This is a genomic window from Psychrobacter pasteurii (assembly GCF_900162815.1).
GTDB lineage: Bacteria > Pseudomonadota > Gammaproteobacteria > Pseudomonadales > Moraxellaceae > Psychrobacter > Psychrobacter pasteurii.
In genome coordinates, this window is record NZ_FUGD01000033.1 from 17,931 (window position 1) to 30,341 (window position 12,411).

Below are 12,411 nucleotides of genomic sequence, written 5' to 3' on the forward strand. Positions count from 1 at the left end.
TTGTACTGAGGCTTTTTATGTCAAATTCGACTCAAACTCCTGTGAACTTCTTCGAACAAGTCACAACCCTTTCAAACTGCGTAGGCAACACCCCATTGGTTTCACTACAACGTTTACCACAGCTTGAAGGCGTTGACACTCAAGTACAGGTACTGGCCAAGTTAGAGGGTAACAACCCAGCCAGCTCAGTAAAAGACCGTCCTGCCTTTAACATGATTCATCAAGCAGAGCAGCGTGGCCAAATTAAGCCAGGTGATACCTTAATTGAAGCCACCAGCGGCAATACCGGTATTGCTTTGGCCATGGTTGCGGCTATGCGCGGCTATAAAATGATTCTGTTAATGCCAACCAACTCTACTCAAGAGCGCAAAGATGCGATGGCCGCTTACGGCGCCACTTTAATCGAAGTAGATGAAGGTATTGAAGCGGCTCGTGATCAAGCCTTACAGCTACAAGCTGAGGGCAAGGGTATCGTGTTAAATCAATTTGCCAACCCAGACAACAGTGCCGCTCACTATGCAACAACAGGACCAGAATTATGGCGCCAGACTGGCGGACGCATTACTCACTTTATCAGCTCAATGGGGACCACTGGAACCATCTCGGGGACAGGTAAATACTTAAAAGAGCAAAACCCTGACATCCAAGTTATTGGCTTACAGCCTGATGATGAGTCTTCTATTGCTGGTATTCGCCGCTGGCCAGAAGAGTACAAACCCGAGATTTATGACCCAACTGTTATCGACCGTACTATGGACGTTAGCCAACACACCGCAGAAGTCTATATGCGTAAAATGGCACGTACAGAAGGCATTTTAGCAGGGGTATCGTCTGGCGCAGCTGCTTGGGCTGCCATCCAAGTTGCTAAAGAGATTAAAGACACCCAGCCAGACGCGGTAATCGCCTTTATCGTTTGTGATCGTGGCGATAGATATCTATCTACCGGCTTATTCACCGCGGAATAACCCTTTAGCTGTATCGCCTTTCAATAATAACAACACAGTAGATGCGCTATGACTGACTTCTCAAAACAACCTGTCTTGGTATTCGACATTGAAACCATCGCTGACATTGACGGTGCTCGTCGGGTTTACCCTCAGTTAGCCAATCTTAGCGATGAGGATGCGTTGACTGCATTGACCAGTCTGCGTATCCAAGAGTCAGGCGATGATTTTATGCGTCTTCCCTTGCATAAGATTGTGTGTATCTCTGTGTTTTATATGAAAGAAGGTCAGCCCTCTTTATTTTCCCTAACGGCCGAAAAACTTAGTGAAAAAGAAATTCTATCTACTTTTTTCCGTGCCTTTAAGGACCTTAATACCTTACCGCAACTGGTCAGTTGGAATGGCTCGGGATTTGATATTCCCGTATTAATCTATCGGGCCATGCTATACGATTTAAGCGTGCCTTTGCTGTTTGAAGAGGGCAATCGTATCAATGCCATGCGCTATGATAATTACGTCAATCGCTTTCATACCCGTCATCTGGATTTAATGGATCGCTTTAGTCAGTATGGCAGCAGCCGCCGGGAAGCCATGACCGTTGTGGCCAATTTATATGGCTTACCAGGTAAGCGTGAAGTTGATGGCAGTCAAGTCGGTGAGATGGTGGCTCAGCAGCAGTGGCATGAGCTTGCTATTTACTGCGAGTCAGATGTTCTAAATACTTGGCTAATCTATCTGCGCTGGATGCGTCTGACCGGCAGCCTCTCCTCAGCTGATTTTGAGATGTGGCAAAATCAGACCCGTGACTTTTTACAAAGCAAACTTGAAGAGGACCATAGTATTCGACATCAGGACTTTTTAGCATATTGGCCTGTTGCTCATTAATTACCTTTTATTTTCAATAGTCTCAAGACTTATTCTCCTACCCTTCTATATCATTTATTCACTCCAAAACCCCTAGGCCTTAATCCATTTAATCAACTTTAAAGCAGTTATTGATAACGGTTAAGTCTCGGCCAAGGGGTTTATGTGGTAAAATCTCACTAATATTTATCCTTAATTTTTGGCACATTTAACAGACAGGCAGGTTTATGCAGCCCACCGATAATACAAACAACACCCCTTCTCCAGCCGACAACCGCACTGACAATGCGTCGTTAGCAGCAGCCCCAAGTAAGAAGCTATCTAAGCCCAGCTCTAGAGTGCGTCGCCGCTTGAAAGATGCGCCACCGCTTCCTTTCAAAATTGATGGCTTATCTCATGATGGTCGTGGTGTGGCTATTTATGGCAATGAGTTTGGTGTTGACGAAGGTCATATTGAAGAAAAACATGGCAAAAAGGTATTTGTTAGCTTTGCCTTGCCTAATGAATCCGTAAGTGTGCGTCTAACCAATAGCCGAAAAAGCTTTGAAGAAGGTGACACGGTTGAACTGATTGAAAACGCTCATCCAGAGCGTCAAACCCCACCTTGTCCACACTTTGGTACTTGTGGCGGTTGCAGTCTGCAGCATTGGCAACCTGACGGTCAGATTGCCTTTAAACAAACTGTGTTAGCAGAACTGCTTCAACACCAAGCTGAAGTTCAGCCTGATAACTGGCTAGAGCCTGTGGTAGCAGACCGTCTAGGCTATCGTACCAAAGCCCGTATGGGAGTACGTTATGTGGCGAAAAAAGACACAGCGCTAGTAGGATTTCGTGAGCGTAACAGCAACTTCTTAGCCGAGTTAAATGAGTGTCACATTTTAGATGAACGTATTGGCTTTGAGCTAGAGAACTTAAAAGCTCTGATCAGCTCGCTTGAAGCCCGTGCTCACATTGCTCAAGTAGAGCTTGCCATGGGGGAAGCACAGCCTGAGCTGCCTGATGGCAATCAACCAGTAGCGCTAATTTTGCGTAACCTTGAGCCACTCTCAGACAGCGATATCGATAAACTAAAGAGCTTCTTTAAAGCCCGTAACTGGCAGTTATATTTACAGTCTAAAGGGCCTGATAGTATTGAGCGTATCGCGTTACATGAGGAAGATGACTTAACTGAGCAGTTTGGTCGTTTGTACTACCAACTGCCTGAATTCAACCTAACTTATGAATTCATTCCTACCGACTTCACTCAAGTTAACCTATCTGTAAACCGTAAGATGACTAAGCTTGCTTGTGACTTACTAGATTTAAAGCCTGGTGAGCGCGTATTAGACTTATTTAGTGGTCTGGGCAACTTTAGCTTACCTTTAGCCCGTCTAGTCGGTGGTGAAGATAGCACTCAAGGTCTGGCCATTGGGGTTGAAGGCTCAGACGCTATGACCGCCCGTGCTGCGGATAATGCCAAACGCAATGGCATTAGCAATACGGAGTTTTACAATCAAGATTTAACGCAAGATTTCAGTGATCAACCCTGGGCACAGCAAGGCTTTGATGCCATCTTAATTGACCCACCTCGCTCAGGCGCCTGGGAAGTTATGCAGTATCTGCCTCGCTTCAATGCCTCACGCATCGTTTATGTGTCTTGTAACCCAGCCACACTGGCTCGTGACACCAAGGCTTTGATTGAACAAGGCTATCGCTTAACAGATGCTGGGGTGATGGATATGTTCTGTCACACAGGCCACGTTGAATCCATTGCCCGTTTTGAAAAAGCAGAGTCCGTTTAGCTTTTATCTATAGTGAGTTTCTTAAGTCTTATATGAAAACTAAGAGTTAAGTAAGCTCACTATAGTATTAAACAGATTTAATTACTTACTATACACTGCTTATAAAATATCGCTAATAGAGCCAAAGGTTACCTTGGCTCACAACTGTTCACAGAGCAGAACTTGAAAAATTTCTAATAGATAAGATAATAATAAACAATAGTTAAGTAATAACAAACAGCATAGTACAGGGCGAGGTTTAAGTTCTTAAACCTGTCTAACTTATGTTAAGGGAGGAAGACTTGGTAAAAGTTCGCGAAGGGTTGCCCCTTATTGATGGTCAAACAACAACTGAAGACAGTGCCTCCCTAGCTGCGCAAATGATTGCTCAGCAGCAACACGGTTACTATAAGCCTGGTGCTCGTGATTCCTTTGACTTACTTAATGATGATTTAAAAAAACAATTAGCCACCTCAAAACTTACCACTGCCATGGACCGCTCTATCCAAGCGGATTTCCTACCTCTTAATGATGCAGCATTGGTTGAGCGAGTACAACTCGACACCCTCACCTACTCTCATAATATGACTCCCACTGCAGAGTCTGAAAACAAATCAAGCTTTACCGACGAGCCAGATAAAGATAAGACCTTAGCGGAAAACACCATTATCGATTTACCCGCTTGGTTAAAAGCTGTTTCTAATCGAGTTAATATTGCTGAATTACCCGATCTGGCAAAAGCTTGTGAGGTGGTGGGTAGAAAGTCTAGCTTAGAGGCTGAAGACAATCGTTCTAGCGCCTATATGACCGGTATTGGTATGACCGATATTCTCACTTACCTATACCAAGATGAGGATGCTTTGACCGCTGCCATGCTGTATCGTGCGGCGCGCACCAAGCTTATTTCTAATGAGCGTATCGAAGAGATTTTTGGCAGTGAAGTAGCCAAACTGGTTAGAGATGCCTTGGCTTTGGGTCAACTCTCCGAGACCATTGAGAGCAATAAGCGATTAGAAGACCACTTCGCCAATAATCAGCGTGAGCAACTGTCCAATATTTATAGCATGCTGATTTCAATGACCAATGACGTTCGCGTAGTGCTCATCAAGCTCGCTGAGCGTACCTTCGCTATGCGTGAGTTATCCTATGCCAGTGAAGAGCGAAAACAGCGTGTAGCACGTGAAGTCATGACCATTTATGCGCCTTTAGCGCACCGTTTGGGCATCGCTCAAATCAAATGGGAATTGGAAGACTTAGCTTTTCGCTATCTTGCCCCTGATCGCTACAAAGAGATTGCCAAGCTACTATCTGAAAAGCGCAGTGAGCGTGAAGCCTACATTGAGCGGGTACAAGCCCAGCTCGAAGCAGCCTTATCCGAAGCCGGTATTAAAGGCGAGGTTTCAGGACGGGTTAAGCACATCTACTCGATCTACCGCAAAATGAAGCTAAAAGGCTTATCCTTTGATCAGCTATATGACATTCGCGCCCTGCGCGTGTTGGTCGATACTAAAGCTGAGTGTTATCACACCTTAGGTATCGTTCATAGTATGTGGCGCCACATTCCAGAGCAGTTTGATGACTATATCACCAATCCTAAGGCCAACGGTTACCGCTCGCTACATACCGCAGTTATCGCTGAAAACAGATCTTTAGAAATTCAGATTCGTACCCATCAGATGCACTTTGAAGCTGAGCTGGGTATGTGTGCCCACGTCAACTACAAAGAAGGCGGCAAAAACAAACAGGACACTTACCTCAATCAGAAGATTAACTCGTTACGTCAGTTATTATTAGCAGGTAGTGATAGCACAAATAAGAACCTGTCTCCTGATGGCATTATTGATGAGTTTGACTTAGATGAAGACGAAGAACAACTGGTAGATTTCGGTGAGCTAGAACACATCTACGTGTTTAGCCGTGATGGAGATATTACCGAACTGCCTAAAGGCGCAACGGTTTTAGATTTCGCCTACTATGTGCATACTCAAGTGGGTAACCGTGCCCAAGCCGCTCGGGTAAACCAGCGTTATGTTCCCCTCACCTATCAATTAAAAACAGGTGAACAGGTCGAAATTATCACCAAGTCTTCGCGTGAGCCAAACCGAGACTGGTTGGTGCCTTCATTGGGCTATATTCAAACCTCACGTGCCCGCTCAAAGCTACGTCAGTGGTTTAATAAACAAGACCGTGACAAGAACTTAGAGATTGGCAGACAGATGCTAACAAAAGAGTTGGGCCGTTTGTCGGTCCATCCTAATAGCATTAGCTTAAAAGACTACGTCAAACATTTTAATGTCAACTCTGCCGACGATATCTTAGTGGGCCTAGTTACCGGTGAAATTGGTCTGCATCAACTGACAGGGCATATCTCACGAGAGCTTGACTTAGTGACCGATAAGGAAGAGCAGGATTACACCCCAAGCGTGCATCCTAAGGTCACCGGCAAACTCGATGCTTATAAAATTAATGTAGATGGCCTAGATAATATAGAAACCCGATTTGCCAACTGCTGTCAGCCAGTCTACGGTGAGCCTATCGCCGGCTTTATTACTCAAAGTAGCGGGGTCTCTATCCATAATCGAGGCTGTGCAGAGTACAATCGCTTAATTGAGCGCGAGCCTGAACGCGAGATTTCTGCATCTTGGGTATCACAGCAAACCAGTTATCAGCCTGTTGAAATCATTATTGAAGCTTATGATAGAAGAGGCCTACTTCGTGACCTAACCCAAGTTATCGACAAAGAAAATGTCAATATCCGTGGAGTAGATACCAATAGTGATGATGATAATGTGGCACACCTTAAATTCCGTCTTGAGGTGACTGGTCTATCGCAACTTTCAAAGTTACTAGCCAAGCTTGAGCAGCAGCCTGGTATCCTACATGCTAGAAGGGCCGTTTAATTATGCCTGAGTTACCTGAAGTTGAAACCACTAAGACCAGTCTCAAGCCTTTACTTAATAAGAAAGTAGAAGCAGTTGAGGTCTTTCAGCCAAAACTACGTTGGCAGGTTCCTGAGGACATTGATAGCCTACAAGGGTATGTGCTTGATAACATTCAGCGCCGAGCCAAATATCTGATTTTGCAATTTAAGCAAGATCCGCAGCCTGACACCACTGAAGCCGTTACAGTCCTACCAAAAACTAAGGCCTTAATTATTCACCTAGGCATGTCTGGTAGTTTGCAGCAGTTCCCCACTGGCACTGATAAGCGTAAGCATGACCATGTAATTATGCAGTATGCTAGCGATAAGGCTTCTGATGCCTCCATTCAGCTACACTACCATGACCCTCGCCGTTTTGGGGCTATCTTGTGGTTAGATGACTATGAACAAAAGCTGTTTGCTCACTTAGGAGCAGAGCCTTTGGATGCAGAGTTCTCTGGAGATTATCTATACGATAAAATTCATAGAGTCTCTGAAAACAAAGCCCGTAAGACGCTAAATAAAGCCCCCTTAAAGCCCATCACTCGCCCGATTAAAGCTGTGATAATGGATCAAGTGTTTGTGGTAGGTGTAGGTAATATCTATGCCACTGAAAGCCTTTTTATGTCAGGTATTCATCCCAGTATGCCTGCCCACAAGCTAAGCAAGTCTAAGCTATCTGAACTGGCAGAACACATTCGCTCAATCCTTAAAAGAGCCATTATCCAGGGTGGTTCGACCTTAAAAGACTTCACGGTGGCCGGCGGCACGACTGGTTATTTTCAGCAGACCTTATTGGTGTATGGCAAGCACAAGCTACCCTGCCCCACCTGTGATACTTCTATAGATAAGGTAACCATTACCGGCCGTGCCAGTACCTTCTGCCCTAACTGTCAGCCAGAACCTAGACAGTAATATAGACAGACCAAGCTCTTTGGTTAATTTTAGGCATAAAAAAGGAAGTGAATTAAATTAACTTCCGTTTTTCTTTGTATCCACATCAGTCGCTTAACTTAGTACTGAGTGGCTACCTATGCCTATCTAACTACAGGCAAGTAATAATTAATCAATGCATAATTACTTGCTAAGCTTTTGGCTGATTTCACGAAGTAATAAAACTTCTTCTGATGGGGTCTCTTCAACCACTTCTTCTTCAACTTCGTTATTGCGGCGCATTTTATTCATACCTTTAACCATCATGAAGATGATGAAAGCTAGGATTAAGAAGTTGATTAATACTGTGAAGAAGCTACCGTAAGCTAATAGTGGCACACCCGCTTCTTTTAAAGCATCATAAGTCATGGCAACGCCTTCAGGCGCATCCCCTAATAAGATGAACATATTCTTAAAGTTGAGCTCACCGCCAGCGATGAAAGCAACGATCGGCATAATTACATCTTCAACCAATGAGTTCGTGATACCTGAGAACGCACCACCAATGATGACACCCACAGCTAAGTCCATCACGTTACCTTTTAGGGCAAACTCTTTAAACTCTGACATCATACTCATAATTAATCCTCCAAAAGATTAGCAAAAAAAGCACAAGCAGCTAGAGTAAGCAAATAAGTGTTAATTGCTTAATGCGCTTGTGCAAAAAAAGGGATAAAGTTAAATAGAAGCTCGTCAAGAAAGATGAGTTGTTTTCACTTAATATAGGTTAAAAATAAAAAAGAGTTAACATAGACTATGCGCCTATATTAACTCTTCCCAAATGTTAGTCCGTAGTCAAAATGTAAATAGTCTTTAGCTTTATAGTAAGTGATAAGCTTTATTAAGCTTAAAATCTACCAAAAGACTCCCTACCTTCTAACTTATGACTGTAAACAGTTGGCTTATTTTTCTTTTTTACGGCCGTGGCGCTTACGCTCACTTTCAGTCAAATACTTTTTACGTAGACGAATTGACTTAGGTGTTACTTCAACCAGTTCATCATCTTCGATAAACTCAAGCGCTTGCTCTAGAGTGAACTTGATAGGTGGAACTAGCGTTAAAGCTTCATCCGTACCACTGGCACGTACGTTGGTTAACTGCTTAGCGGTAGTTGGGTTAACAACCATATCATCGCTACGTGAGTTCAGACCAACAATCATACCCTCATACACTTCAAGTTGTGGCTCAGCAAAAAGCTTACCGCGTTTTTGAAGGTTAAATAGTGCATAGCCCAAGCAAACACCGTTTGCCATTGATACTAATACACCATTAACTCGACCACCTACATCACCAATCTTCTGTGGACCGTAATGTGAGAAGCTTGAAGTTAAGATACCTGTACCAGAAGTCAAGGTCATAAACTCAGAACGGAAGCCAATAAGACCACGTGCTGGCATAACTGCTTCAATACGCATACGACCTTTACCATCAAGTTGCATGTCCGTCATTTCGCCTTTACGAAGACCAACTTGCTCCATGATAGTACCTTGATGCTGCTCTTCCACATCAAAAATTACGTTTTCATAAGGCTCTTGAAGCTTACCGTCAACTTCTTTAACGATAACTTCTGGACGTGAAACTGCTAACTCATAGCCTTCACGACGCATGTTTTCAATCAATACTGATAAGTGAAGCTCACCACGACCAGAAACCTTGAATTTCTCAGCTGACTCAGTGTCTTCTACACGCAGTGCAACGTTATGGATAAGCTCACGCTCTAAACGCTCACGGATATTACGTGAAGTAACAAATTTACCTTCACGGCCTGCAAAAGGTGAGTTGTTAACTTGGAAAGTCATAGAAACTGTTGGCTCATCCACGGTTAATGGTGGTAAAGCTTCAACATGGTTAGGATCACAAATAGTATCAGAGATGTTCAAAGCATCAACACCTGTGATACACACGATATCACCTGCCTGTGCATCTTCAACATCAATACGGTCTAGACCATGATAGCCCATGATTTTAAGGATACGACCGTTGCGAGTCTTACCTTCTTTATCAATCACAGTAACTGGTGTGTTGGTTGAAATGCGACCACGCTCAATACGGCCGATACCAATAACGCCTACGAAGTTATTATAATCTAGGCTTGAAATCTGCATACGGAATGGAGCATCTGCATCCACTTGTGGTGGTTCAACCTTATCCACGATGGTTTCAAATAATGGAGTCATATCATCAGCTAGGTTATCTGCATCTAGACCAGCAATACCATTAAGAGCTGAAGCATAAACAACGTTAAAATCTAGCTGCTCATCAGTGGCACCTAAGTTGTCGAATAAATCAAATATTTGATCCATTACCCAATCAGGACGAGAGCCAGGACGGTCAATCTTGTTAATTACAACGATAGGTTTCAAGCCTTGCTCAAAAGCCTTTTGGGTTACGAAGCGAGTTTGTGGCATAGGGCCATCAATCGCATCTACTACCAGTAGTACGCAGTCAACCATAGACATTACACGTTCTACTTCACCACCGAAGTCGGCGTGACCTGGGGTGTCTACAATATTAATGCGGTATTCAACATCTGTTTCTGGATGTCGCCATTTAATGGCTGTATTTTTTGCAAGAATCGTGATACCACGTTCTTGTTCAATTGCGCCTGAATCCATTGCGCGTTCCGCAATATTTGCACGATCGTCGAAGGTACCAGATTGATGTAATAGTGTATCAACTAGGGTGGTTTTACCATGGTCGACGTGAGCAATAATAGCGATATTGCGTAAATTTTGTATTTCGTTAGACATATTTTAAAGACTCAATATTTTTCGGGTAATAATCAGTAACTCTTTTCACGCTCGCAGTATAACACCTTTATATTACAGTTAATAAACTGATTTTATGAATGCTTTAAGAAAAATGTAAAGGTTACTCAAGGTATACAACAAAAAAAAGCCACCAATTTGGCAGCTTTTTTTTAAATAACTACTAAAACATACTCAAGATATTACTGAACGTTCATATCTTTAGTTTGGTCAACTGTCATGGTTTTGTTACCAGTGATAACAGCGTACACACGACGGTTCATTGCGCGACCTTCTTCAGTATCGTTTGGCGCGATTGGACGGTCATAACCGTAACCAACAGTGCTTAAACGGTTAGGAGCTACGCCGAATTCGTTAGTTAGCATAGTCTTAACAGCGATTGCACGGGCTTCAGATAGACGCTGGTTGTAGCGAGCTGATGGACCAGTCTTAGAAGCGTGACCTTCGATGCTAGCTGATGAGTTTGGATACTCACGCATTTTTTCTGCTACTTTAGCGATTTCTGGCTTGTACTGCTCTTTGATAACTGATTTGTCGTTATCGAAGAATACGCGTAGTTCCATTTTCAGTTCGTCGTCGATCTGAACTTGTACTGGACAACCAGTTTCGTCAACTACTACGTTAGCAGGAGTGTTAGGGCACTGGTCTAAGCTGTCGATTACGCCGTCACCGTCAGAATCTTGATCAGCTTCAACAACAACTACTGGAGTTTGTGGTACTGCTGGAGCAGCTACTGCTGGAGCTAAGTGACCGCCTAGAACTACTTCTAGACCAGCAAGAGCCATACCGTCCCATAGGTTGTGATCAAAGTTGTGGATAGCACGAGCTTCACCACGTAGGCTTAATGCATCGTTGATACGGTACATAGCACCTAGACCTAGGTTACCGATAGTATCTTTAGTCTCAGCTCTTTCACTACCATCAGGATTTTTAACTTTAATTTTTTGCTGACCGGCACCGATTAGAGCGTACGGACGGAAAGCAGTGTCACGGTAGCCAGTAAACTCGTCAAAGCCTACTAGGAAGTTACCACTGATCATTTCACGCTCAGCATCACCAAACTTAGAGCCATCAGTTGCAATAGCGTCTGAATCTGTAACACCATACTCAACTTGGAATTGAGTAGATGGGGTTAGCTCGATACCTAGTGCAGCACCAGTGTATAGGTCATCTTCTTGGTAAAAACCAAGTTTTTCTTGGTTGTCATCGTCTTGAGCTTCAGTGTAGTGGTAACCAAGTAAGATTGGGCTCACAGTTACACCAGCAGTAGCCATCATTGGCGCTGCAGCAGCGGCAATTAAAGCCAAAGTAATTTTGTTAAGTTTCATAAACTTCCTCCAAGGGACGGTTTGTGTGCAAAAAACACTTAATATCTCTAATTTGTAATGCTTAGTTCATTTAAAAAATAAACCAAGCACTAATTTATACTTTCGCATAATAGCTTATATATAAATTAATTTATTTACAACATATTTTTGTGACCCAGTCATCTAGTACACATAAAAATTACATAAACCACTTGCTAATTAAATTGTAATCAATCATCAGGAGATTAACCGAAGTTAATCACAATCTAATCAGTACATTCATATTTTTTATGGGATTTAATGATACGTAATTAAATATGACTAAATGTGATACACAACTTACTAACATCAATTCTAATACATCTACTCAAAGAGTTCTATCCTTGACCCTTAGTTTTTCACCAAATGTAACAAAATTTGACAATAGGTTATATATTGCCACAAACACTAGGCTATCACTGGGCTAAGCCCAAGCCAGTACTTATTCAGACTATAAGGTTAACCTATAATGCCATTACCTATTGTTAAGTTACTAAGCCAAAGAGTATCAAAGCACTGTAATAATCTTGAACTTAACCCAAACAAAATAGGTCAAAACCAAGGGTTTACTATGGTAGAGCTACTATTCACCCTCGTGCTACTCATTACCTTAACTTCTATAGCTGTCCCTTCATTTCTTGGCGCCTTAAAACGCTGGGAAGCCAAAGAAGTCCGCAATCAATTGACTTCCTCCCCTCGCTAAACCGAGGGGATTCCTACCGCTAGACGGTCAAGCCCGACCGCAAGGATGTTCTTAGCAGCATTGATATCTCTATCATGCCATGTGCCACACTCAGCACAAGTCCATCCTCTTATTCGCAAACCTGCTCTACCTTTTGGACTACTGTCACTTATTTTATGGCAGCACGAGCAGGT

General features: G+C 43.1%; 10 protein-coding genes. 6 read left to right on the top strand and 4 right to left on the bottom strand.

From position 1 onward, the window contains the following. Positions 1–17: 17 nt before the first annotated feature. The 5 genes from cysM (at position 18) to mutM (ending at position 7,403) form a co-directional block, all read left to right on the top strand. Positions 18–965, top strand: a complete 948-nt coding sequence (cysM, locus tag A1232T_RS00925) for a cysteine synthase CysM (protein WP_077447611.1) — start codon at positions 18–20, stop codon at positions 963–965. A gap of 48 nt (positions 966–1,013) precedes the next feature. Continuing rightward, positions 1,014–1,829 carry a 3'-5' exonuclease gene (locus A1232T_RS00930; protein WP_077447612.1) on the top strand — a complete coding sequence of 272 codons (816 nt, stop codon included), beginning with the start codon at positions 1,014–1,016 and terminating at the stop codon, positions 1,827–1,829. Positions 1,830–2,035: 206 nt separating this feature from the next. Continuing rightward, positions 2,036–3,589 (top strand): 23S rRNA (uracil(1939)-C(5))-methyltransferase RlmD, encoded by a 1,554-nt coding sequence (gene rlmD / locus A1232T_RS00935; RefSeq protein WP_077447613.1) that lies wholly within the window; start codon positions 2,036–2,038, stop codon positions 3,587–3,589. Between the two features lie 263 nt (positions 3,590–3,852). Next, positions 3,853–6,468 (top strand): RelA/SpoT family protein, encoded by a 2,616-nt coding sequence (locus A1232T_RS00940; RefSeq protein WP_425272049.1) that lies wholly within the window; start codon positions 3,853–3,855, stop codon positions 6,466–6,468. Between the two features lie 2 nt (positions 6,469–6,470). After that, a complete protein-coding gene (gene mutM / locus A1232T_RS00945) occupies positions 6,471–7,403 on the top strand; it encodes a bifunctional DNA-formamidopyrimidine glycosylase/DNA-(apurinic or apyrimidinic site) lyase (RefSeq protein ID WP_077447615.1) in 933 nt (310 codons plus the stop codon). Between the two features lie 162 nt (positions 7,404–7,565). On the opposite strand, the gene mscL is transcribed toward mutM, so the two are convergent. The 3 genes from mscL to A1232T_RS00960 all read right to left on the bottom strand — a co-directional run bounded on the left by mscL (position 7,566) and on the right by A1232T_RS00960 (position 11,517). Beyond that, positions 7,566–8,000 (bottom strand): large conductance mechanosensitive channel protein MscL, encoded by a 435-nt coding sequence (gene mscL / locus A1232T_RS00950; protein WP_077447616.1) that lies wholly within the window; start codon positions 7,998–8,000, stop codon positions 7,566–7,568. A gap of 323 nt (positions 8,001–8,323) precedes the next feature. After that, on the bottom strand, positions 8,324–10,171 hold the full coding sequence (typA, locus tag A1232T_RS00955; protein WP_077447617.1) for a translational GTPase TypA: 1,848 nt from the start codon (positions 10,169–10,171) through the stop codon (positions 8,324–8,326). A 200-nt stretch (positions 10,172–10,371) separates the two neighbouring features. Then, the gene (locus A1232T_RS00960) at positions 10,372–11,517 is read right to left on the bottom strand and encodes an OmpA family protein (protein WP_077447618.1); all 1,146 of its coding nucleotides are present in this window, start codon (positions 11,515–11,517) and stop codon (positions 10,372–10,374) included. A 487-nt stretch (positions 11,518–12,004) separates the two neighbouring features. Here A1232T_RS00960 and A1232T_RS00965 point away from each other — a divergent pair, with 487 nt between their 5' ends. Next, positions 12,005–12,238: a pilus assembly FimT family protein gene (locus A1232T_RS00965; RefSeq protein WP_077447619.1), complete on the top strand. Its 234-nt coding sequence runs from the start codon at positions 12,005–12,007 to the stop codon at positions 12,236–12,238. Here A1232T_RS00965 and A1232T_RS00970 read toward each other — a convergent pair. Next, positions 12,235–12,411 (bottom strand): zinc ribbon domain-containing protein (locus A1232T_RS00970; protein ID WP_143513926.1); only part of this gene is annotated, 177 nt, incomplete at its 5' end. The genes A1232T_RS00965 and A1232T_RS00970 overlap by 4 nt on opposite strands.